At 67.8% G+C, this 21,696-nt stretch carries 17 protein-coding genes; 8 read left to right on the top strand and 9 right to left on the bottom strand.

From position 1 onward, the window contains the following. Nucleotides 1-4: 4 nt before the first annotated feature. The 6 genes from AC56DV_RS32525 to AC56DV_RS32500 all read right to left on the bottom strand — a co-directional run bounded on the left by AC56DV_RS32525 (nt 5) and on the right by AC56DV_RS32500 (nt 9,075). Nucleotides 5-2,470 (bottom strand): efflux RND transporter permease subunit, encoded by a 2,466-nt coding sequence (locus AC56DV_RS32525; protein ID WP_496318331.1) that lies wholly within the window; start codon nt 2,468-2,470, stop codon nt 5-7. A 33-nt stretch (nt 2,471-2,503) separates the two neighbouring features. Further along, a complete protein-coding gene (locus AC56DV_RS32520) occupies nt 2,504-3,658 on the bottom strand; it encodes a WD40/YVTN/BNR-like repeat-containing protein (RefSeq protein ID WP_496318330.1) in 1,155 nt (384 codons plus the stop codon). 15 nt (nt 3,659-3,673) lie between these two features. After that, a complete protein-coding gene (locus tag AC56DV_RS32515) occupies nt 3,674-5,032 on the bottom strand; it encodes a DUF1329 domain-containing protein (protein WP_496318516.1) in 1,359 nt (452 codons plus the stop codon). Nucleotides 5,033-5,045: 13 nt separating this feature from the next. Further along, nucleotides 5,046-6,746, bottom strand: coding sequence for a DUF1302 domain-containing protein (locus AC56DV_RS32510; protein ID WP_496318329.1), 1,701 nt, complete (start codon nt 6,744-6,746; stop codon nt 5,046-5,048). Between the two features lie 62 nt (nt 6,747-6,808). Next, the gene (locus tag AC56DV_RS32505; protein ID WP_496318328.1) at nt 6,809-7,576 is read right to left on the bottom strand and encodes a coniferyl-alcohol dehydrogenase; all 768 of its coding nucleotides are present in this window, start codon (nt 7,574-7,576) and stop codon (nt 6,809-6,811) included. Nucleotides 7,577-7,605: 29 nt separating this feature from the next. After that, on the bottom strand, nt 7,606-9,075 hold the full coding sequence (locus AC56DV_RS32500) for a benzaldehyde dehydrogenase (protein ID WP_496318327.1): 1,470 nt from the start codon (nt 9,073-9,075) through the stop codon (nt 7,606-7,608). A gap of 298 nt (nt 9,076-9,373) precedes the next feature. On the opposite strand from AC56DV_RS32500, the gene AC56DV_RS32495 reads away from it, so the two are divergent. Beyond that, on the top strand, nt 9,374-11,206 hold the full coding sequence (locus AC56DV_RS32495) for a sigma 54-interacting transcriptional regulator (RefSeq protein WP_496318326.1): 1,833 nt from the start codon (nt 9,374-9,376) through the stop codon (nt 11,204-11,206). Nucleotide 11,207: 1 nt separating this feature from the next. Here the strand turns inward: AC56DV_RS32495 and AC56DV_RS32490 are convergent, their stop codons facing one another. After that, nucleotides 11,208-11,696, bottom strand: coding sequence for a MarR family winged helix-turn-helix transcriptional regulator (locus AC56DV_RS32490; protein ID WP_496318325.1), 489 nt, complete (start codon nt 11,694-11,696; stop codon nt 11,208-11,210). A gap of 132 nt (nt 11,697-11,828) precedes the next feature. Here AC56DV_RS32490 and AC56DV_RS32485 point away from each other — a divergent pair, with 132 nt between their 5' ends. Next, on the top strand, nt 11,829-13,025 hold the full coding sequence (locus tag AC56DV_RS32485; RefSeq protein WP_496318324.1) for an ABC transporter substrate-binding protein: 1,197 nt from the start codon (nt 11,829-11,831) through the stop codon (nt 13,023-13,025). An 11-nt stretch (nt 13,026-13,036) separates the two neighbouring features. Next, entirely contained in the window at nt 13,037-14,776 is a 1,740-nt protein-coding gene (locus AC56DV_RS32480; RefSeq protein WP_496318323.1) for a tannase/feruloyl esterase family alpha/beta hydrolase, read from the top strand. A 22-nt stretch (nt 14,777-14,798) separates the two neighbouring features. Here the strand turns inward: AC56DV_RS32480 and AC56DV_RS32475 are convergent, their stop codons facing one another. Beyond that, entirely contained in the window at nt 14,799-15,974 is a 1,176-nt protein-coding gene (locus tag AC56DV_RS32475; RefSeq protein ID WP_496318322.1) for an ABC transporter substrate-binding protein, read from the bottom strand. 146 nt (nt 15,975-16,120) lie between these two features. On the opposite strand from AC56DV_RS32475, the gene AC56DV_RS32470 reads away from it, so the two are divergent. After that, the gene (locus AC56DV_RS32470; protein WP_496318321.1) at nt 16,121-17,212 is read left to right on the top strand and encodes a porin; all 1,092 of its coding nucleotides are present in this window, start codon (nt 16,121-16,123) and stop codon (nt 17,210-17,212) included. 5 nt (nt 17,213-17,217) lie between these two features. Here AC56DV_RS32470 and AC56DV_RS32465 read toward each other — a convergent pair whose 3' ends face one another. Beyond that, nucleotides 17,218-18,075: an IclR family transcriptional regulator domain-containing protein gene (locus AC56DV_RS32465; protein ID WP_496318320.1), complete on the bottom strand. Its 858-nt coding sequence runs from the start codon at nt 18,073-18,075 to the stop codon at nt 17,218-17,220. A 192-nt stretch (nt 18,076-18,267) separates the two neighbouring features. Here AC56DV_RS32465 and AC56DV_RS32460 point away from each other — a divergent pair, with 192 nt between their 5' ends. The 4 genes from AC56DV_RS32460 (at nt 18,268) to AC56DV_RS32445 (ending at nt 21,692) form a co-directional block, all read left to right on the top strand. Further along, nucleotides 18,268-19,134 (top strand): branched-chain amino acid ABC transporter permease, encoded by an 867-nt coding sequence (locus AC56DV_RS32460; protein ID WP_496318319.1) that lies wholly within the window; start codon nt 18,268-18,270, stop codon nt 19,132-19,134. 68 nt (nt 19,135-19,202) lie between these two features. Beyond that, complete coding sequence (locus AC56DV_RS32455) at nt 19,203-20,189, top strand: branched-chain amino acid ABC transporter permease (RefSeq protein WP_496318515.1); 987 nt, start codon at nt 19,203-19,205, stop codon at nt 20,187-20,189. 14 nt (nt 20,190-20,203) lie between these two features. Next, nucleotides 20,204-20,998 carry an ABC transporter ATP-binding protein gene (locus AC56DV_RS32450; RefSeq protein ID WP_496318318.1) on the top strand — a complete coding sequence of 265 codons (795 nt, stop codon included), beginning with the start codon at nt 20,204-20,206 and terminating at the stop codon, nt 20,996-20,998. After that, nucleotides 20,991-21,692: an ABC transporter ATP-binding protein gene (locus AC56DV_RS32445; RefSeq protein ID WP_496318317.1), complete on the top strand. Its 702-nt coding sequence runs from the start codon at nt 20,991-20,993 to the stop codon at nt 21,690-21,692. The genes AC56DV_RS32450 and AC56DV_RS32445 overlap by 8 nt, the downstream gene beginning before the upstream one ends. Nucleotides 21,693-21,696 lie beyond the last annotated feature (4 nt).

The following is a 21,696-nucleotide window of genomic DNA, read 5'->3' as shown; positions in this document are numbered from 1 at the left end:
GGCGTCAGTGGATCCCGGCCACGCTGGCTTGCTGTTCCGGCGCCGGTGCCTGCACCGGCGCCGCCTGCGGCGAGGCCCCGGCCTGCTGCGCGGCCTTCTGCGGCATCAGGAAGTAGGCCAGCGCCGGCACCAGCACCAGCGCGCCCACCATATTCCACAGGAACATGAAGGCCAGCAGGATGCCCATGTCGGCCTGGAACTTGATCGGCGAGAACAGCCAGGTGGCGACCGCCACGGCCAGCGTCACGCCGGTCAGTATCACCACGCGGCCGGTGAACTGCAGCGCGTGCTGGTAGGCGCTGGACAGGCTGGCGCCGGCGCGCATGCGGGTCAGCATCACGCTCAGCACGTACAGCGCATAGTCCACGCCGATGCCGACGCCGAGCGCGATCACCGGCAGGGTGGCGACCTTGACGCCCATGCCCAGCACCACCATCAGCACTTCGCACAGGATGGAGGTGAGCACCAGCGGCAGGATGGCCACCGCCACCGCGCGCCAGCTGCGGAAGGTGGCGTAGCACAGCAGGATCACCGCGCCGTAGACCCAGAACAGCATGTCGCGCATGGCCTGCTTGACGACGATGTTGGTGGCGGCCTCGATGCCGGCGCTGCCGGCGGCCAGCTGGAACTGCACGTCTAGTGTGTTGTTGGCGGCGGCAAAGGCTTCCACCGTGTCCACCACGCGGGTCAGCGTGGCGGCCTTGTGGTCCTTCAGGTAGACATACAGCGACAGCAGCGAGCAGCCCTGGTTGAACAGCTCGCGCGGGGCCCGGGTCTGCACCGCGCCCAGCGCGCCGGCGTTCGGGATCAGGTCATACCATTTGAAGCTGCCCTCGTTGTAGCCGGTGGTGGCCAGCTTGCTCAGCGCCGCCATGGAATTGGTCGAATCCACGCCCGGCAGCTGTTCCAGCTGCCAGGCCAGGGCGTCCACGCTGGCCAGCGTGTCGTAGCGGGTGCACTGGTCGGGCGCGGTCTTCACCATCACCACCAGGATGTCGGAGCTGGCCGCATAGTTGGCCACCATGAAGCCGTTGTCGCGGTTGTAGCGCGAGTCGGCGCGCAGTTCCGGCGCGCCGGGATCGAGGTCGCCCACCTGCAGGTTCAGGCTGTACAGGTAGCCCAGGCCGCCCAGCAGCAGGCTGGCGGCCACCGTGACGGCGGCCCAGCGGCGCCGGGTGAAGCGGTCCAGGAAGGTCCACAGCCACGGCTGGGGCGCGCCGTCCGCGCCGGCGCTGTCGGCCTGCAGGCTGCGCGCGGCGGCCTTGGCGCTGACGCCGGTGTAGGACAGCAGCACGGGCAGCAGCACCAGGTTGGTGAAGATCAGCACCGCCACGCCGATGCTGGCGACGATGGCCAGGTCCTGGATCACCTTGATCTGGATGCTGACCAGCACCGCGAAGCCGACCGCGTCGCACAGCAGCGCGGTGAGGCCGGCGGCGAACAGGCGCCGGAAGGTGTAGCGTGCCGCCACCACGCGGTGCGTGCCGCGCCCCACGTCCTGCATGATGCCGTTCATTTTCTGGGCGCCATGGCTCATGCCGATGGCGAACACAAGGAAGGGCACCAGCACCGAGTAGGGATCGAGCTCGTAGCCCAGCGTGGCCAGCAGGCCGCACTGCCACAGCACCGCCACCAGCGAGCACACCACCACCAGCGAAGTGCTGCGCCAGCAGCGCGTGTACCAGAACAGCACCGCGCCGGCGATGGCGATGGCCAGCAGGAAGAACAGCAGCACCTGCTGCAGGCCGTCGATCAGGTCGCCGACGATCTTGGCGAAGCCGGTGATGTGGATGCGCACGCCTTCCTTCTCGTACTTGGCGCGGATCTGTTCCAGCCGCGCCGACAGGTCGCCGTAGTCGAGCGCCTGGCCGGTCTGCGGATTGCGTTCCATCAGCGGCACGAACACGATGCTGGACTTGAAGTCGGCCGCCACCAGCTGGCCGATTTCGCCGGAGCGGGCCACGTTGGCGCGCAGCTGCGCCAGGCTGGCGGGCGAGCCGTCGTAGCCGTCCGGGATGACGGTGCCGCCGTCCAGGCCGTCCTCGGTGACGGAGGCCCAGCGCGTGCTGGGCGTCCACAGCGATTTCATGAAGGGGCGGTCCACGCCGGGCAGCAGGAACAGTTCATCGTTCAGGCGCTGCAGGGTGTCCATGTAGCTGCGCTCGTAGATGCTGCCGCCGCTGGCCGCCACGGCGATGCGCACCGAGTTGCCCAGGCCGTTCAGGTCCGACTTGTTGGCCAGGTAGTTGAGCACGTAGGGATGGGCGCTGGGGATCATCTTCTCGAAGCTGGCATTGAGCTTGATGCGCGTGGCCTGGTAGCCCAGCAAGATGGTCGCCAGCAGGCATAGCAGGATGACCAGCGGCCGGTAGTTGAACAGTGCGCGCTCGCCCAGGTTGCCCGAGGCGGTGTCGAAGTCCTGCAGCCGTTTCACCACCGGCTGTTGTTCCAAATCTTGATCTGTATGCATGATGTTTCAACCGTATTCGTGTGAGGGGACGGGCTAGCGCGGGGGCGCCGCGGCCGCTGCGGGCGGAATTGCCACGCGGCGCAAGCCGCGCAGGCCGGCCAGCACCAGGGCGCCGTCGCGCGCCTGCGCCACGGCCGCCAGCGGCAGGGCCGGCGGCAGCGCGGCCCCGGTCTGCGCGGCAAAGCTGCGGCCCTGGTCGCGGCTGAGCAGCACGTCGCCACCCTGGCTGACCAGCACCAGCGTGCCGTCCGCCAGTTCGGCGCCGCCGGCCAGCGCCGCCTGCACGCCGGTTTCGGCCTTGCTCCAGCTGGCGCCCTGGTCGCCGGACCAGAAGGCGTTGCCGCGCAGGCCGTAGACGACCAGCGCGCCGCCGCGCGCCGCCAGCAGGCCGAAGTAGCTGCCCTTGTACGGGGTGGCCAGGGCGCTGAAGTTGGCGCCCTGGTCTGTGGAGCGCAGCAGCAGGCCTTGTTCGCCCGCCAGGTAAAGCGCGCCGCCGGCGCCGCGCATGCCGTACAGGTGCAGGGCCTTGGGGTTGGCGGCGCGGCCCTGCCACGGCTGCCACGTGGCGCCGCCGTCATCGGTCCTGAACAGCAGGTTGTAGGCGCCCAGCACGTAGCCATTTCGCGGGCCGTCGAAGTAGACGTCGAGGAAGGGTTTGTCCGGGCCGTCGTCCACCAGGCGCTGTGCGTCGGCCTGCGCGCGCTCCTGCCCGGGGCCGGCGGCGCCGGCCGCAGCGCGCAGCGCCAGCTGGGCGGCCTGGATGCCGTCCAGCTGCTTGCTCCAGGTGGCGCCGCCATCGGCGCTGTGCAGCACCACGCCCTGGTGGCCAACGGCCCAGCCGCGCTTGGCGTCGACGAACTGCAGCGCCGTCAGGCTGACGCTGACCGGCACGCTGGCCTGGCGCCAGGATACGCCGGCATCATCCGAGTACAGGATGGTGCCGCGCTCGCCGGCCGCCACCAGCCGCTGGCCGGCGCTGGCCACCGCCAGCATGGCCGCATGCAGCGCCTTGGGCGTGACCAGCGCCGGCTGCCGCAGCGCCGCCGGAAGGGCGTTGGCGGGCGCGCTGGACGCGGCAGCCGTGGCGGCCGGGCCGCCGGCGCTGGCGATGTGCGCATCCTCGGCCCATGCCCCGGGCGCGAACGCCAGGGCCGCCGCCAGGGCCGTGTATGGAGTCAGTCTGTTCATCGAACGCCTCCTCACTTAGCGCGAACCCTGGTTGGCCAGTTCCTCGGGGCCGAAGTAGCTGGCCGGCAGGCGCGGGATTATCTTGTACTGCGACGACAGCTCGTTGGACGCCTCGTTCAGCAGGTAGGCGCCGGTTTGCACGTTGTATGTGCCCCACATGACGTTGCCCACCACGGCCGGCACGTCCGGCGCCAGCAGCGTCAGCGTGTAGTTGCCGCGCCAGATCTGGCCCTGCGCGTCGTAGCCGTCCACCAGGATGATCTGCCAGGTGTCCTCGTCGAGGTAGTAGCGGCGCTTGGCTACCACGTGGCGCTTGCCCGGCACCAGCGTCGCTTCCACTTCCCACACGCGGTGCAGCTCCCAGCGCACCAGGTCCGGGTTGAGGAACTGCGGTCCCACCAGGTCGCTGATCTTGGCCGAGGCGGCGCGGTTGTTGTTGTACGGGATGTACATCTCCTTCTTGCCGATCAGCTTGAGCTCATGGTGGTCGATGGGGCCGAACAGCATGAACGCTTCGTCGAATAGGCCGATGCCCGAGGTGACGGAGTCCGGCGTGTCGTAGGACACCGACGGCGCGCGCCGCACGCGGCGCTGGCCCACCAGGTACTGCCAGATGGCGCGCGGCTGCGCCTCGCTGATGCCGTCATGGACCAGGATGCCTTCGCCCGCCTTGGAGGCCGGCGCGCGCGTGATCAGGCGTCCCATCTGGTAGATGCCGTCGAATTTTTCCAGGCTGCCGTCCTTGAAGTAGTAGGGCCGCATGATGGTCTGCTCGGCCTCGGTGGCGGTGGCGCGCTTGCCGTCCGGGGTGACGATGGTGGTGCGCAGCGGGAACACGGTGGTCTCGCCGGTCCAGGCCAGGCGGTGGTTCATCAGGGCTTCGTAGCCGGTTTTCGGAATCGGGAAAGGAATGCCGCCGAATGCGCCTTCCACGCCGAAGCCGCCATCGATGGACTTGGCGCGCGTGGCGTTCTTGAAGGTGTTGTCATATACCCAGCCAGGGGCGCCGCCGGTGCGGTGGGTCGGGTAGACGTCGAGCCGGTAGTTGGGATACTTTTTCAGCAGCGCGACGGTGGCGGCCGACAGCTTGGCCGCATGCTGGTCGACGTTGCTGCCGGTGATGGCCAGCGTCGGCTTTTCGCCGGCGAAGGGATCGGCGCGGAAGTCGCCGGCCTTGAAGCCGGCGGGCACCTTGGCATACACGCCGTCCCAGGCCGGGATGGTGCCTTCCTTGTTGCCGGCCTTTTCGGCGCCCAGCGGCGTGAGCGTGGAGCGCAGCTTGGCCGCTTCATCCGGGGAAACGGCGGCGCCGGCGTGCGGCAGGGCGAAGGCCAGCGACAGGGCGGCGGCTGCGAAAGTCAGGGTCGTCTTCATCATGGTCTTGTCCTTAGAATGCGCGTTTGATATTGAAGGAGATGTAGTCGCGGTCCGCCAGCGACTGGGCGTAGCTCAGGATGGGCGTGTTGGTGGCCGGGTTGTTCTTCAGGAAGGTGCCGCTGGAGCCGAGGAAGCGCACGTAGCTGATGCCGAACTTCCAGTCCTGGCGGTAGGTGGCGTTGACGCCGATGTTGAAGTCGCCGCCGTGCGAGCTGCCGCCGTTGAAGTTGAACACCGCGCGCGAACGGCCGTCGATGTTGTAGCCGAGGCCGACCGGGATCGAGATGTCCAGTCCGTCCATCACCTGGTAGTACGCCGGTTCGAAGATCACGCGGGCCGAGGTGGCGTCGCGCGTGGTGTTGGGATCGAGCGAGCCCTGGAACCCCACGCTGGTGGCGCGGTTCCATGCCAGTTCGCCCAGCAGCGAAGCGCCCTGGAAGAAGGGATTGGTCGGCATCACGTAGATGGCGGACAGGTTGACGTGCGCCGTGTTGCCGACCGCGTAGGCCGGGTTGCCGCTGTTGTCGGCGAACCGGCCCACGCCGGCGCGCGACAGGAAATTGGGCGTGGGGTCGCTGACCAGCGGCGTGTTGCGGCGTACCGAGATTTCTGCCGCCACGTTGGCGCCCAGCAGCACCGTGCTGGCGCTGGCGCCGAAGGTGCGCACGCCTTCCGCGTACACCGCCTGCACGGTGGACGGCGCGCCGGGCGGGAAGGCGGGCGCGAAGCCCAGGTAGAAGTAGGGCGTCTTGTCGTGGTAGCGCGCCGCGTAGAAGCCGTATTCCACGTCCGAGCCGGTGGGCGTGTATTTGAGCTGCAGGCCGCCCTGGCCGGAGTTTTTCGCCTTCATGTCCGGCACGGTGCGGAAGGCCGGCGCGCCGCTGTTGGTGGGCGCCACCAGGAAGGCGGTGCTGCCGGCGCCGGCGGCGTCGTAGGAGCTGAGGTAGCTGCCGGCGCCAGGGATCTGCGTGGCGCGCCACTCGAACTGGTAATAGCCGCCCAGCGAGACGTTGGGCAGCAGCTGCAGCTGGCCGGAAATCTGGTTCACCGGCCGCAGGATTTCCTTGAACTGCGCGCCGGGAACGCTGAGCAGCTTGACCAGGTCCACCGGTCCCTGCGCGTTGGCGATGCCGTTGGCGCCGAAGAACAGGCTCTCGCCATACTGCAGCGTGTGGCGGCCCACGCGCACGGTGCCCGGCAGTTCGCCCAGCGAGCCCTTGGCGAAGACGAAGGCGTCCAGCAGCTCGGCGTTGCGGCCGTGCAGCAGGCGGGTGCCCTTGGCGAAGCTGTTGCCGGCCTGGCCGGCCAGCGTGACGGCGTTGCTGGCGGGGGAGGCGTTGTCGTTGCTGCGGTTGTAGACGCTGTCGTACCAGCCTGCCGCGCTGATGCGCATGCCCAGCGTGCGGGTGCCGGCATCGAACTCGGACAGCCAGTCGATGCGGCTGGACACGATGCCCTTGTTGCGGAAGTTCTGGTTGCCGTCGTCGAGGTTATAGCCGGTGAAGTCGCCCGGGCCGGCCGATGGATAGCCGCCCGCAAGCAGGCCAGCGTCGGCGTCCTTCAGGCGGTAGGCGGCGCTGTATTTGAAGGTGTTGTTCCAGCTGACCTTGAGTTCCGGATTGCCGGTGTCGAACTCGTGGGCGTGGGCCGGCAGGGTGGCCATCACGGCCAGTGCGAGCAGGGTCGGGCTCAGGCGCTTGTTCGCTTGCATTTTTGTCTCCTCGTTATAGTTGTATTGGCCGCTGACGCGCGGCTGGGCGAATCCTCAACAGATCAAATAAAGGTCGAAGCCAGCCCTCCGTCCACCGGCAGGTTCACGCCGCTGATCCAGCGCGCGTCGTCGCTGCACAGGAAGCCGATGGCGGCCGCCACTTCGTCGGCATAGGCCGGGCGCTTCATGCGGTGCGCGTCGCGCTGCACGCGTTCCTGGCCCAGCATGGAAACGAAGTCGCCCAGGATGGGCGTGAACACCGGGCCGGGCGCCACGCAGTTCATGCGCACCGAGTGGGCCAGGAACCACTTCTGCGACTGGGCGGCGTTCCACACGATCAGCGCCTCCTTGAAGTACTGGTAGCAGGTGTCGGCCGGCACCGGGTGCGCGTCCAGCCAGGCCTGGCCCTCCGCGTAGCCCTGCACGGCGGCCAGCTGCTTGTGCAGCTCCAGCCGCTGCGGCCACTCGGCGCCCAGGATGGAGGCCACGTTGACGATGGAGCCGCCGGCCGGCATGCGCGGCAGCACGGCTTCGGTCAGGTGGCGCAGGCCGAGGTAGTTGACCTTCGCCAGCAGCGCCGGGTCGGCGGTGCCGGGCACGCCGGCGATATTGCACAGCGCGTCCACGCGCTGCGGCAGCTGGGCGACGGCGGCGTCGATGCTGGCGGCCGACGCCATATCGACGGCGATAAAGCCGTCCAGCGTCAGGCCGGCCTCGTTGCGGTCCATGCCGATCACGGTGGCGCCTTCGAAGCGCGCCAGGCGCGCCACTTCGGCGCCGATGCCGGAAGCGGCGCCGGTGACGACGATGGTCTTGTTGCGTAACTTCATGTGGTCTCCTCGTTGGTGTGGTCAGTGGTTCAGAACGGGTAGCGCGGCGCTTCGGTTTTCACCGTCATCCACTGCCACTGGGTGAACTCGTCCCAGTCGGACGTGCCGCCGTGGCGGCCGCCGTTGCCCGAAGTGCCGCCGCCGCCGAAGGGCGCATGCGCCTCGGCCAGCACGGTCTGGTCGTTGATGTGGACGTGGCCGGCCGGCACCTGGTCGGCGATGAACATGGCGCGCGCCAGCGACGGCGAGATCACGCCCAGCGCCAGGCAGCCGGTGGTGGCCGAAGCCAGCGCGATGGCTTCCTGGTCGGTGTCGAAAACGGTGACCGAGGCCACGGGGCCGAACAGCTCTTCCTCGAAGCAGCGCATTCCGGGCCGCACGTTGGCCAGCACGGTGGGCTGGTAGAACTGGCGCTCATAGCTGCCGCCGGCCAGCAGCGTGGCGCCGGCCGCCACGCTGTCCTCGACGATGGCGTGCAGGCGCTGCACCTGGCGCGGGTTGATCAGGGGGCCGAGCGCCACCCGGCCGCTCATCGGGTCGCCCACCGGCAGCGCCTTGGCCTTGGCCACCACGCGTTCGATGACGGCGTCGGCGATGCCGCGCTGGAGCAGGATGCGGCCTGAGGCCATGCAGATCTGGCCCTGGTGCAGATAGGCGCCCCAGGCCACGTTGGCGGCGGCGAGGTCGGGATCGGCGTCGTCCAGCACGATCAGCGAATTCTTGCCGCCCAGTTCCAGCGACATCTTCTTCAGGTTGCGCCCGGCCAGCTCGCCGATGCTGCGGCCCACGGCGGTGGAGCCGGTGAAGGCGATCATGGCGATGTCGGGATGGCTGCACATGGCCTGGCCCGCCTCGGCGGCGCCGGGCAGCACCTGCAGCACGCCCTTGGGCAGGCCGGCCGCTTCGAATACGCGGGCGATCAGCACGCCGCCGCTGATGGGGGTTTGCAGATCGGGCTTGTGCACCACGGCGTTGCCGGTGGCCAGGGCCGGCGCGATCGAGCGGATCGACAGGATCAGCGGGAAGTTGAACGGCGAGATCACGCCCACCACGCCGTGCGGCACGCGCCGCGCAATGCTCATCTGGCCGGCGGCGGAGGCCAGCAGCTGGCCCTTGGGCTGGGTCAGCATGGCGGCCGCTTCCTGCAGGTGGGCGCCGGCCTCGCGCAGTTCCAGGTCGGCCTTGGGGCGGATGGCGCCGGTTTCGCGCACGATCCAGGTAGCCAGTTCGTCGTGGTGCTCGGCGATGACGGCGGCGGCGCGGCGGAAGATGGCGGCGCGTTCCTTGTAGTCGCTGGCGGCCCATGCCGGCTGGGCGGCGCGCGCCTGGCCGGCGGCGCGCGCCACGTCGTCGGCGTTGGCCAGGCCGACGCGGCCCAGCTGTTCGCCGGTGGCGGGTTCGGTGAAAGTGTGGGCGCCGCCGTGGGCGGCGATCCAGTCGCCGTTGAAGATGCGGTCCTGCCAGACGGCGGGGCGCAAAAGCGCATTAGCGTCAGTCATGCTGTCTCCTGTCGTTGATGGGTGGTGGGGAAGTCGGCCTGTTTGCGCTCGTTAGCACACAAGTTGCATCCAGGTCCGCTTGCCGCTCTTGCCTTAGCTATTACAAGTTGCGTGCCAGCTCGCCGCAACACGGCGCCGCTGCGGCGCAGCACACGGCCGGCGCGCTATGAAGATGGCGCCGTTCCGGGGCCGGCGTGGCGCGGCGCAGCAAAGGAAGAGGCGCCCGGCCGATTGATGAAATGATCAAATGGGAGGAATACCGATGTATGATTTGGTGAAAGACAAACAAGGCGGAGACATGAGCAAACCCCATCGCGTATCGCTGGCGGAGGTATCGCGCGCCACCGGCAAGATGCTGCAGCACGGCGACAGCCAGCACCTGAGCGCCGGCGCGGCGCCCTCGCTGGAAGACCTGACGCAAAGCCTGCACTTCTCGCCGGGCGACGGCCGCATCTGGCTCAACGGCCAGCGCATGCAGCTGCTGCATACCACCTCGCTGGGCGCGCTGCGGCGCGAGCTGCTGGAGAGCATAGGCGCCGAACGTACGCGCGGCCTGTTGACGCGGGTGGGCTATTCGGCCGGCGCGCGCGACGCGCAGCTGCTGCGCGAGCGCTGGCCGGAGGCCGAGCCGGGCTCGCTGTTCGCGGCCGGGCCCCGCATGCATTCGCTGGAAGGCGCGGTCAAGGTGGAGCCGGTGCATTTCGAATTCGACTTCGAGCGCGGCACCTACCACGGCGAATTCCTGTGGCACCACTCCAGCGAGGCCGAGGTGCACATGGCCGATTTCGGCATCGGCACCGCGCCGGCATGCTGGATGCAGACCGGCTACGCCATCGGCTATACCAGCGCGATGATAGGGCGGCTGACCGTCTACCGCGAGATCGAATGCACCGCCATGGGCCACAAGCACTGCCGCCTGATCGGCAAGCCGGCCGACGAATGGGACAACGTGGAGGAGGACCTGCGCTTCCTGAACGCGGAATCGTTCGTCAGCACCACCGCCTACGGCGGCCCGGGCCAGCACCAGCAGGCGGCCGAGCTGCCGGGCGACGACGGGCGCACCTACGGCGAGAAGGAGATGGTGGGCGTGTCATCGGCCTTCAACGCGGCCTGCCATATGCTCAAGCGGGTGGCGCCCACCGCCGCCACGGTGCTGTTCACCGGCGAGTCGGGTGTGGGCAAGGAGCTGTTCGCCTACATGCTGCACCAGATCGGCTCCCGCAAGGAGCAGCCCTTCGTGGCGGTCAATTGCGCGGCGATCCCGGAAACGTTGATCGAGTCCGAACTGTTCGGCGTGGAGCGGGGCGCCTTCACCGGGGCCAGCCAGTCACGGCCCGGCCGCTTCGAGCGCGCCTCCGGCGGCACGCTGTTCCTGGACGAGATAGGCACCCTCAGCCTGGTGGCGCAGGGCAAGCTGCTGCGCGCGCTGCAGGAGGGCGAGATCGAGCGGGTGGGCGGCGTGCGCAGCGTGAAGGTGGACGTGCGGCTGGTGGCGGCCACCAATGTCGACTTGCGCGAGGAGGTGCGCCTGGGCCGCTTCCGCGAAGACCTGTTCTTCCGCCTGAACGTGTTCCCCATCCGCCTGCCGCCGCTGCGCGAGCGGCGCGATGACATCCCGCTGCTGATGGGCTATTTCATGCGCCACTACGGCCAAAAGCACCAGCGCCGCGTCACCGGCTTCACCGCGCGCGCGGTCGACGCGTTGCTCAACTACCATTTCCCGGGCAATATCCGCGAGCTGCAAAACCTGGTGGAGCGCGGCGTCATCTACGCCGACGAGGACGGTCCGATCGACCTGCCGCACCTGTTCACCAGCGGCGAGGAAGCGCAGACGTCCTACTTCTCGCTGGCGCAGACCGGGCGGTTGACCAGTCACGGCGCGCCGGAAACGGCGCAGGCGGAGGCGCAGGCGGCGTCGGGCGGCGCCTTGCTCGATGTGCTGCCGGCCATGCTGCGCCAGCAGGCGCCGGAGCAGGGGCAGGAATGGTCGCTGGACCACCTGGAAAGCACGCTGATACTGGCGGCGGTGAAGCGGGCCGAGGGCAACCTGTCGGCGGCGGCGCGCACGCTGGGCATCACGCGGCCGCAGCTGTCCTACCGCATGAAGAAACTGCAGCAGGGCCAGGAATAAATCACTGCATGTAGATCTTCTGCAGCAGCCGGATCAGCTGCGCGCGCTCGTCGTCGGTGAGCGCGGACGTGGCGTCCATTTCCAGCTCGCTGGCTGTCTTTTCCGCCTTGGTGCACATGCTCAGGCCTGCGGGGGTCAGCGCCAGCGTCTGCGAGCGCCGGTCCAGGGGGCTGCGCTGGCGCAGCAGCAAGCCGCGTTCCTGCAGCCTGTCCAGCAGGATGGCCAGGTTCGGCGGCGACACATTCACCGCGTCCGACAGCCGTTTCTGGTTGATGTTGGGGTTCGCCTTGAGCAGGCTCAGAACACTGAAATCCACCGGCCGCAGCTGGTACTTCGCCATGCGCTTTTCAAACAGCGGCAGGATGTTGATATAGGCGCGCCGGCAGTTGTAGCCCACCAGGCCCGACAGGGTGCTCTGGTCCAGCGGCTGCTCCGCCGCCTCCTGGACGGCGTCGATCAGTTCGAGTTTCTTCTTGGGCTGCTTGGTCATGTCCCGATTCTAGCAAAGATGCCGCACGCCGGCCATCCAAAAGCTTGCAATGTGGCGAAAATGCGTATAGCCTATAATCATTATAAAACATAACTAAAATCCGAAAAACCTTCCACCCATCGAGGAGACACGATGAAGACCGCCGCAATCGCTACCGCGTTCCGTACCGCATTCGCTACCGCGTTTACAACCGCATGCACGGCCATGCTGGCCGCCAGCCCGGCCCAGGCCCAGGACACCATCCGCATCGGCGTCATCGCGGCGCTCACCGGGCCGTTCGCCAACACCGGCAAGCCGTTCGAGGACGGCATCAAGACCTATATGCAGCAATACGGCGACAAGGTGGCAGGCAAGAAGATCGAAATCATCTACCGCGACGACGGCGGCACCAACGTCGACCATTCCAAGCGGGCGGCGCAGGAGCTCATCACGCGCGACCGCGTCAGTTTCCTGGTCGGTTTTTCGCTCACCCCGAGCGCCCTGGCGGTGGCGCCCATCGCCACCCAGGCCAAGATGCCGATGATCGTGATGAACGCCGTCACCAACGGCATCACCGCCAAATCGCCCTACATGCTGCGCACCAGCATGACGATGCACCAGATGACCGGCCCGTTCGGCGACTGGACCGCCAAGAACAAGATCGGCAAGGTGTACACCCTGGTGAGCGACTACAGCACCGGGCTGGACGCCGAGGCGCGCTTCAGCAAGACCTTCAGCGCCGGCGGCGGCAAGGTGGTGGGCACGGCGCGGGTGCCGCTGGCCAATCCCGACTATTCGCCCTTCATCCAGCGCATCAAGGATGAAAAGCCGGACGCGCTGTTCTTCTTCGCGCCTGGCGTGGAGGACGGCGTCGGCCTGCTGAAGGCCTTCAGCGACAAGGGGCTGGACAAGGCCGGCATCAAGTTCCTCGGCGTGGGCGACATGACCAGCGAAACGCCGACGCTGGACGCGCTGGGCGACCGCGCGCTGGGTGCGGTGACGGTGCTGAACTACGCCCCCACGCTGGACAACGAGGCCAACAAGGCCTTCCTGAAAGCCTATGCGGCGGCCAATCCGGGCCGTCCTCCGGCCACCTTCGTCACCGTGGCGGCCTACGACACCATGGGCATGATCTATGAAACCATCCGCACGCTGGGCGGCACGGTCAGCGGCGACAAGGCCATGCAGGTGCTGGCCGGGATGAAGCGAGACAGTCCGCGCGGCCCGATCAGCATCGACCCTGCCACGCGCGACATCGTGCAGAACATGTACATCCGCGAGGTGAAAAAGGTCAACGGCAAGCTGGTGAACGAACCGATCGCCGTGCTGCGCGACGTCAGCCCTAACTGAGGAGAACCGCCATGACCATCGAACGACGCAACCCGAAAGGCGCGCCGCTGGCCGCGCTCGGCCTGGCGGCAGCGGCTTTGGGCACCCTGGGCGCCTGCGGCAGCCATAGTGGCGGCGCCGCTCCCGGCGGCGCGGCGACGCTGCCGCAGATGAGCGCGGCCAGCGGCGCCAAGCTGGCCTCCTGCGCCGATTTGGCCGGCAAGATCAACTATCCCAACACGGCCATCGCCAGCGCCGCGCCGGTGGCGGCAGGCGTGCTGACGGTGGCCGGCAAGCCGGTGCCGGCGCATTGCCTGGTCAAGGGCGCGATGCACCAGCGTGTCAGCCCGGTGGACGGCAAGAGCTACGCGATCGGATTCGAGATGCGCCTGCCGGTGGACTGGAACGGCCGCTTCTTCTACCAGGCCAACGGCGGCCTTGACGGCGCCGTGGTCACGGCGGTGGGCGAAGTGGGCGGCGGCGGGGCGCTGGACAACGCGCTGAACCAGGGCTTCGCCGTCATCAGTTCCGACGCCGGGCACGGCGCGGCCACGCCCCTGTTCGGCCTCGATCCGCAGGCGCGGCTGGATTACGGCTACCAGGCCTCGGGCAAGCTGGCGCCCATGGCCAAGAGCGTGATCCAGACCGCCTACGGCAAAGGGCCGGACCGTTCCTATTTCGGCGGCTGCTCCAACGGCGGGCGCCACACCATGGTGGCGGCGGCGCGCTACGGCGAGCAGTTCGACGGCTACCTGGTTGGCAATCCCGGCTTCCGGCTGCCGCTGGCGGCCATCGCCAATATCGCCGGCGGCCAGGCTTACGCGTCGCTGGCCACCACGCCGGGCGACCTGGGCACCGGCTTTACGGCGGCCGAGCGCGCGCTGGTGTCGAATGCGGTGCTGGGCAAGTGCGATGCGCTCGACGGCGCCACGGACGGGCTGGTGCAGGATACCGCCGCCTGCCAGGCCGCCTTCAGCCTGGAGCGCGACGTGCCGGTGTGCGGTGCGCAGGGCCGCGACGGGAGCTGCCTCAGCGCGGCGCAAAAGACGGTGATCGGGCGGCTGTTCTCGGGCGCCGTCACCGGCAGTGGCGCCAAATTCTATTCCAGCTTCCCGTACGATGCGGGCCTGGGCGCCGGCAACTGGGCGTTCTGGAAGTTCTTCAGTCCCTTGCAGCTGGACTCGGGCGCGGTGGCGATGATCTGGAAAGTGCCTCCGGTGGACCCGGCCACCTTCAACGGCGCGGCGTTCGCGTTGAGCTCCAATATCGACACGCTCCTGGCGCAGGTCGCCGCGACCGACGCCATCTACACGGAGAGCGCGCTGTCCTTCATGCTGCCGCCGCACCTGGCCGACTACAGCGCCATCAAGAACCGGGGCGCCAAGATGATGGTCTACCACGGCACCAGCGATGCGATCTTCTCCAGCGACGACACCACCGCGTGGTACGACAATCTGCGCGCCGCGAACGGCGGCGACGCCTCCGGCTTCGCGCGATTCTTCCGGGTGCCGGGCATGAACCACTGCTCCGGCGGCCCGGCGGCCGACCAGTTCGACATGCTGACGCCGCTGGTCAACTGGGTCGAGAAAGGCCAGGCGCCGGAGCGGGTGGTGGCCGGCGTGCGCGGCGCCGGCAATGCAGGCGGCGCCAATGCCGAACTGCCGGCTTCCTGGTCCGCCACGCGCACCCGGCCGCTGTGCCCTTATCCGCAGGTGGCGAAGTACAGCGGCAGCGGCAGCATCGAGGATGCAGCGAACTTCAGCTGCAAATAATGTGCACGCGGCGCGCCGGGCCTTACTTGCCCGGATCCTTCTGCTCGGCGAACTGGTCGAACTCGATGTTGTAGACCTCGTTGCCGACCTTCTCAACCTTGCGCACGTAGACCGTCTGCACGATGTCGCGCGTGGCCGGATCGATGGAGATCGGGCCGCGCGGGCTGTTGAGGCGCATGTTCTTCAGGATGGCCATGGCCTGGTCGCCGTCGATCTTGCCGTTCAGCTTGCGCGCCACCTCATAGATGGCGGCCATGCCGTCGTACGCCGCCACGGCCATGAAGTTGGGCCGCCCGCCGCTGGGGTTGGCCGCCGCGAAGCTTTTCAGGAAGGCCGCGTTCTCGGGCGACTTGTGCGCCGCCGAATAATGGAAGGTGGTGATCACGCCCAGGGTGGCGTCGCCCATGGCGGGCAACACGTGGTCGTCGGTCAGGTCGCCGGTGGCGATTACCTTGATGCCGGCCGCCGCCAGGCCGCGTTCGCGGTAGCCCTTCATGAAGGCGATGCTTTGCTCGCCGGCCGGCACGAAGATGAACACCGCGTCCGGCTTGGCGTCCTTGATGCGCTGGATGTAGGGCGCGAATTCCGGATTGCGCAGCGGTACGCGGATCGCCTCGGTGACCGTGCCGCCGCCTTTCACCAGCTCGTTCTTGAAGGCCGCTTCGGCGTCGATGCCCGGGCCGTAGTCGGCCACCAGCGTCACCACTTTCTTGATGCCGTTCTTCGCCGCCCAGGTTGCCATCGGCGCCGAGACCTGCGGCAGCGTCATCGAAAAGCGCGCGATGTAGTTGGACTTGGTGGTGATCACCGAGGTGGCGGCGTTCATGATGATCATCGGCTTCTTCGCCTGCTCGGCGATGGGCGCGACCGCCAGCGCCTCCGGCGTCAGGCCGAAGCCGGCCAGGAAGTCCACCTTGTCGCGCACCACCAGTTCCTGCGCCAGCCGCTTGGCGATCTCGGGCGCGGGGCCGGTGGTGTCCTTGAGGATGATCTCCACCTTCTTGCCCGCGACGGTGGCGCCGTTCTGCGCCATCCAGGCCTTGATGCCGCCCTCCATCTGCTTGCCGTAATCGGCGAAAGGACCGGAGAAGGCGGCGATCACGCCCACCTTGATGGTGTCCTGTGCCTGCGCCAGCGGCATGGCGCACCAGGCGGTGGCTGCAAGTGTCGCAATTGGTACAAGTTTCTTGATCGTCATGCTGGTCTCCTTTATGTAGTTGTTGACAGTGTCCCGCCTGATCCATAGTATCCAATATATGTGCGATTAACAAGCGAATGTGCGGTGATCGAACATTTCATCGGTGAGTATCAAAACGAAGTACCAAAACAATACTGGAGACTGGAATGAAGAAAGCAATCCGATGCGCTGCGGCGCTGCTGGCCGGTGCGGGGGCATCCGCTGCCATGGCGCAAAGCAATGTCACGGTGTACGGCCTGGTGGATACAGGCCTGGTGTACACCACCAACGTCAACGCCGCCGGCGGCAACATGACCAAGATGCCGTCGCTGACCGGTTCCTTCCCGTCGCGCGTGGGCTTTCGCGGCACCGAGGACCTGGGCGGCGGCCTGCAGGCCGTGTTCACGCTGGAGACCGGGCTGTCGCTGGACACCGGCGCCATGGGGCAGGGCAACCGCATCTTCGGCCGCCAGGCTTCGGTGGGCCTGAAGGGCGCCTTCGGCACCGTGACCTTGGGCCGCCAGATCAACATGACCTATCTGGCGATGATCAAGGCGGACGTGCTGGGTCCGAACCTGTTCGCCATCGGCAGCATCGACGCCTATCTGCCGAACGCGCGCAGCGACAACGCCGTGGGCTACCTGGGCAATTTCAACAACTTCGTGGTGGGCGCCACCTACAGCACCGGGCGCGACGCGTCGGCCGCCGGCGGCCCGGCCGCCACCAACTGCCCGGGCGAGGCGGCCGGCAATTCCAAGGCCTGCCGCCAGGTCACCGGCCTGTTCGGCTATGAGGCGGCGGACTACGGCCTGAACGCCTCCTACGACATCCTGTACGGGAACACCGGCGCGGCCGGCGGCCTGACCAGCAGCGGCAACAGCGACAAGCGCATCACCGTGAACGGCTATGTGAAAGTGGGGCAGGCCAAGATCGGCGCCGGGGTGGTGGACCGCAGCACGCGCGCCGCCACGGGCCTGAGCGAGTCGGACCTGTACTACCTCGGCCTGAGCTACCCGGTCACGCCGCTGGCCACCTTCGACGTGCAGGTGGCGCGCCGCGACACCAAGCGCAGCGCTTCGGACGTGAGCATGCTGGTGGGCCGCATGACGTACTTCCTGTCCAAGCGCACCGCGGTGTACGGCGCGCTGGGCCGCATGAAGAATTCCGGGACCTCCGCCGTGGCGCTCGATGCGGGCGGCACCGTGGGCGCGGGGATGACGCAGAACGGCGTGATGGCTGGCCTGCGCCACCACTTCTGACACGCCTAAGGCAGCAGTATCGAGAGTTCCTGGGCGCCGCGCAGCAGCACGGGCAGGAACTCCTGCTCCAGCTGCTGCACGCTGACGCGCGAGGCCTGCGCGCCGACGTTGAGCGCCGCCAGCACCGTGCCGGATGCGCCGCGCACCGGCACCGCGATGGAACGCAGCCCCAGTTCCAGTTCCTCGTCGTTGATGGCGTAGCCGGCCTGGCGCACGCCGGCCAGGATTTCGCGCAGGCGCTTCTGGTTCACCACCGTGTTCTCGGTCATCGGCCGCAGGCGGGTGGTGGCCAGGTAGTGGTCCAGTTCCTTGGGCGGCAGGTGCGCCAGCATCACGCGGCCCAGCGAAGTGCAGTAAGCTGGCAGGCGGCTGCCGGTATTGAGCGCCACCGACATCACGCGCGACGTGGCGGCGCGCGCCACGTACAGCACTTCGCCCTCGTCCAGCACCGCCAGCGAACTCGATTCGTTCAGGGTGCGGCTGATGCTGTTCAGGTAGGGCTGGGCCGACACCGTCAGCGGCGTCGACGACAGGTAGGAGTAGCCCAGCGTGAGCACCTTGGGGCGCAGCGAAAAGTTGTTCAGCTCCGCGTCCACGTAGCCCAGCTCGCGCAGCGTGTGCAGGCAGCGCCGCACGGCGGCGCGCGGAATGCCGGTCTTCTGGCTGATGTTGGCGATGGTTTGCGGCTTGCGCGAATCGCTGAAGGCCTGCAGCACGGCCAGGCCGCGCGCCAGCGAGGTCATGAAGCTGGGATCGGTGAGCGCGTCGATCTGCTCGGAGATGGTGGGCTCGCGCTGCTGCTCCGGCTGATGATCAGATTCCGGGCTCGGCTCGCCGGCAATGAGTTTGGTAGTCTTGGGCATGGCGTGATTCTAATCCAGACGGCGGATTCGATAGGCGTTTTTTTGTTGACCTCGGCGAGAGGGCGTTGCTAAACTGAGTGTGCGATAAACAATCATAAGTGCGATAATCGCACATGGAGACAAGATGAATCAAGATTACCTCAGCGTATACCTAGACGGATACCTAAGCGGATACCTAAGCAGGAGGCCGACATGCTAGCCAACTTCGCCGGCGTACTATTTGACGGCATCGCCTACGGCAGCCTGCTATTCCTTATCAGTGTCGGCCTGTCGGTCACGATGGGCATGATGAACTTCATTAACCTGGCCCACGGCGCCTTCGCCATGCTGGGCGGCTATGTCAGCGTGACCGTGCTGGCGCGCCTGGGCGTGCCCTTCCTGGCCTCGCTGCCGCTGGCCTTCCTGGCCTCCGCCGTGGCCGGGCTGGTGCTGGAGCGGCTGCTGTACCGCCGCCTGTACCAGGCCAGCCACCTGGACCAGGTGCTGTTCTCCATCGGCCTGACCTTCATGTCGGTGGCCGGCGCCACCTGGCTGTTCGGCCCCACGCAGCAGCCGGTGACCCTGCCGGACTGGCTGCGCGGGCAGGTGCCGCTGCTTGGGCTGGAAGTGGGCGCCTACCGCCTGTTCCTGATCGGGGTGGTGGTGCTGGTCACGCTGGCGCTGGGACTGCTGATCGAGCGCACCCGCTTCGGCGCGCAGATCCGCGCGGCGGTGGACAACCAGACCGCCTCCGCCGGCCTGGGCATCAATGTCGGCATGGTGTTCAGCCTGACCTTCGCGCTCGGCTCCGGCCTGGCTGGCCTGGGCGGCGGCCTCGGTATCGACGTGCTGGGCCTGGACCCCACGTTCCCGCTCAAATACATGGTCTACTTCCTGCTGGTGGTGGCCGTGGGCGGCGCCGGCACCATCAAGGGGCCGCTGCTGGCGGCGCTGATACTGGGCGTGTTCGACGTGGCCGGGAAATACTACGTGCCGCAGGTGGGCGCCTTCGTCATCTACGGCTTGATGGTGGTGCTGCTGATCCTGTTCCCCGCAGGCCTGATCAGGAGGAAAGCATGAACGCCTTCGCGCAAGCCGCCGTCAAACCGGCGCCCGCCGCTACCGAACAGGTGCAGAACACGCAGAACATGAATGCAAAAAATATGAACCCGCTCCGTTTGCCCAACGACCGCTGGACGGCGCTGGAAGTCGCCTTCTGGCTGCTGCCGGTAGCCGCCTACTTCGCCTTCCCCGGCTACCTGGTGCTGATCAGCCAGATCATGATCATCGGCCTGTTCGCGCTGTCGCTCGATCTGCTGCTGGGCTACGCCGGCATCGTCTCGCTGGGCCACGCCGCCTTCTTCGGGCTGGGCGCCTACACCGCCGGGCTGCTGTCGGTGCACGGCTGGAGCGAGCCGTTCAGCGGCCTGCTGGCCGGCGCCGCGGTGGCGGGGCTGGCCGGCTTCGTCATGTCCTTCCTGGTGGTGCGCGGCCAGGACCTGACGCGCCTGATGGTCACCCTGGGCATCGGCTTGATGCTGTTCGAGGCGGCCAACAAGGCCTCCTTCCTCACCGGCGGCGTGGACGGCCTGTCCGGCATGGTGGTCGGCAAACTGTTCGGCGTGTTCGAGTTCGACCTGAACGGCAACGTGGCCTTCTGTTACAGCCTGGCCGTGCTGTTCATCGTGTTCGTGCTGCTGCGCCGGGTGGTGAAGTCGCCGTTCGGCCTGAGCCTGATCGGCATCCGCGAGGGCGCGCGCCGCATGCCTGCGCTGGGCGTCAACGTCAACCGCCGGCTGGCGGCCGTGTTCACGCTGGGCGCCACGGTGGCCGGCCTGGCCGGCGCGCTGCTGGCGCAGACCACCCAGTTCGTGGGCCTGGATTCGCTGGGCTTCCCGCGTTCGGCCGAGCTGCTCATCATGCTGGTGCTGGGCGGCACCGGACGCCTGTACGGCGCGCTGATCGGCGCCGCCGTGTTCATGCTGGCGCAGGACTATATCTCCGGCCTCAATCCGGCCTACTGGCAGTTCTACATCGGCCTGCTGCTGGTGGCCATCGTGCTATTCGCGCGCGGCGGCATCCTGGGCGGGCTGGAAAAACTGGCCGCCCGTTTTACACGCAAGGAGCAGCCATGAGCATGGAGACGAACATGAGCACGAACATGAGCACGAACATGAGCACGAACATGAGCGCCGACATCACGCTGCGCACCGAAGGCCTGAGCAAGCGCTGGGGCGCCTTCGCCGCCAACAGCGATGTGAGCCTGACCTTCGCGCCGGGCGCGCGCCACGCGCTGATCGGCCCCAACGGCGCCGGCAAGACCACCTTCATCAATCTGCTGACGGGCGGCCTGATGCCCAGCGGCGGCAAGGTCTACCTGGGCGGCGAGGACATTACGCAGCTGCCGCAGCACCAGCGGGTGCAGCGCGGCATGACGCGCACCTTCCAGCTCAACACCCTGTTCGCCGGCATGACGGTGCTGGAGTCGGTGGCGCTGGCGATCTGCGAACGGCGCGGCCTGCAGTCGGTCTGGTACAAGACCGTGGCCAGCCTGACCGACGTGATCGACGAAGCCATGGCCCTGCTGGCCGCGCTCAAGCTGGCCGACCAGGCCAACAGCGTCACGCGCAGCATGGCCTACGGCAAGCAGCGCCTGGTGGAGATCGCCCTGGCGCTGGCCACCAAGCCGCGCATCCTGCTGCTGGACGAACCGGCGGCCGGCATTCCGCAGGCGGAGAGCAAGGAGCTGTTCGAGGTGCTGGCCCAGCTGCCGCGCGACGTGACGGTGCTGTTCATCGAGCACGACATGGGACTGGTGTTCCGCTTCGCCGACCGCATCACGGTCATGGTGGGCGGCAAAGTGCTGACCGAGGGCACGCCGGCGGAAATCGCGGCCGACCCGCGCGTCAAGGAAGTCTACCTGGGGGAGGCCGAACATGGCTGAATTGCTGGCGCTCGATAAGGTCACGGCCGGTTACGGCGAATCCATCGTGCTGGAAGAAGTATCGTTTGCGCTGAACGAGGGCGACAGCCTGGCGCTGCTGGGTCGCAACGGGGTGGGCAAAACCAGCCTGTTGGTGACGCTGATGGGATTGACGCGGCTGCACGGCGGCGCCATCCGCTGGGCCGGCGCCGACATCGCGCGCATGCCCACCTACCGCCGCGCCCGCGCGGGCCTGGGCTGGGTGCCGCAGGAGCGGCATATGTTCCCCTCGCTGACGGTGGAGGAGCACTTGACGGTGGTGGCGCGTTCCGGCCCGTGGAACCTGCAGAAGATCTACCAGCTGTTCCCGCGCCTGTTCGAGCGCCGCGCCAACATGGGCAACCAGCTCTCCGGCGGCGAGCAGCAGATGGTGGCCATCGCGCGCGCGCTGATGACCAATCCGCGCATCCTGCTGCTGGACGAACCAATGGAGGGGCTGGCGCCCATCATCGTGCAGGAGCTGGTGCGGGTGATCCGCCAGCTGGTGCGGGAGGAGGGCATGTCGGTGATCGTGGTGGAACAGCACGCGCGGCTGGCGCTGTCGCTGACGCAGCGCGCCATCGTGCTGGACCGGGGCCGCATCGTGCACGACTCGGACAGCGCCAGCCTGCTGGCCGACGGCGACCAGCTGGACCGGCTGGTGGCGGTGGCCTGACGCG

This window comes from Massilia sp. BGA-UO-ETr-WB1, from assembly GCF_059567845.1.
Note: the sequence above shows the minus strand (reverse complement) of the source record. Positions and strands in the feature narration are given on the sequence as shown.

Excerpts from the sequence above, each read along its gene's own strand:
- AC56DV_RS32525 (WP_496318331.1), bottom strand. The coding sequence starts at position 2,470 with ATGCATACAGATCAAGATTTGGAACAACAGCCGGTGGTGAAACGGCTG.
- AC56DV_RS32520 (WP_496318330.1), bottom strand. The coding sequence starts at position 3,658 with ATGAACAGACTGACTCCATACACGGCCCTGGCGGCGGCCCTGGCGTTC.
- AC56DV_RS32515 (WP_496318516.1), bottom strand. The coding sequence starts at position 5,032 with ATGAAGACGACCCTGACTTTCGCAGCCGCCGCCCTGTCGCTGGCCTTC.
- AC56DV_RS32510 (WP_496318329.1), bottom strand. The coding sequence starts at position 6,746 with ATGCAAGCGAACAAGCGCCTGAGCCCGACCCTGCTCGCACTGGCCGTG.
- AC56DV_RS32505 (WP_496318328.1), bottom strand. The coding sequence starts at position 7,576 with ATGAAGTTACGCAACAAGACCATCGTCGTCACCGGCGCCGCTTCCGGC.
- AC56DV_RS32500 (WP_496318327.1), bottom strand. The coding sequence starts at position 9,075 with ATGACTGACGCTAATGCGCTTTTGCGCCCCGCCGTCTGGCAGGACCGC.
- AC56DV_RS32495 (WP_496318326.1), top strand. The coding sequence starts at position 9,374 with ATGAGCAAACCCCATCGCGTATCGCTGGCGGAGGTATCGCGCGCCACC.
- AC56DV_RS32490 (WP_496318325.1), bottom strand. The coding sequence starts at position 11,696 with ATGACCAAGCAGCCCAAGAAGAAACTCGAACTGATCGACGCCGTCCAG.
- AC56DV_RS32485 (WP_496318324.1), top strand. The coding sequence starts at position 11,829 with ATGAAGACCGCCGCAATCGCTACCGCGTTCCGTACCGCATTCGCTACC.
- AC56DV_RS32480 (WP_496318323.1), top strand. The coding sequence starts at position 13,037 with ATGACCATCGAACGACGCAACCCGAAAGGCGCGCCGCTGGCCGCGCTC.
- AC56DV_RS32475 (WP_496318322.1), bottom strand. The coding sequence starts at position 15,974 with ATGACGATCAAGAAACTTGTACCAATTGCGACACTTGCAGCCACCGCC.
- AC56DV_RS32470 (WP_496318321.1), top strand. The coding sequence starts at position 16,121 with ATGAAGAAAGCAATCCGATGCGCTGCGGCGCTGCTGGCCGGTGCGGGG.
- AC56DV_RS32465 (WP_496318320.1), bottom strand. The coding sequence starts at position 18,075 with ATGCCCAAGACTACCAAACTCATTGCCGGCGAGCCGAGCCCGGAATCT.
- AC56DV_RS32460 (WP_496318319.1), top strand. The coding sequence starts at position 18,268 with ATGCTAGCCAACTTCGCCGGCGTACTATTTGACGGCATCGCCTACGGC.
- AC56DV_RS32455 (WP_496318515.1), top strand. The coding sequence starts at position 19,203 with ATGAATGCAAAAAATATGAACCCGCTCCGTTTGCCCAACGACCGCTGG.
- AC56DV_RS32450 (WP_496318318.1), top strand. The coding sequence starts at position 20,204 with ATGAGCACGAACATGAGCACGAACATGAGCACGAACATGAGCGCCGAC.
- AC56DV_RS32445 (WP_496318317.1), top strand. The coding sequence starts at position 20,991 with ATGGCTGAATTGCTGGCGCTCGATAAGGTCACGGCCGGTTACGGCGAA.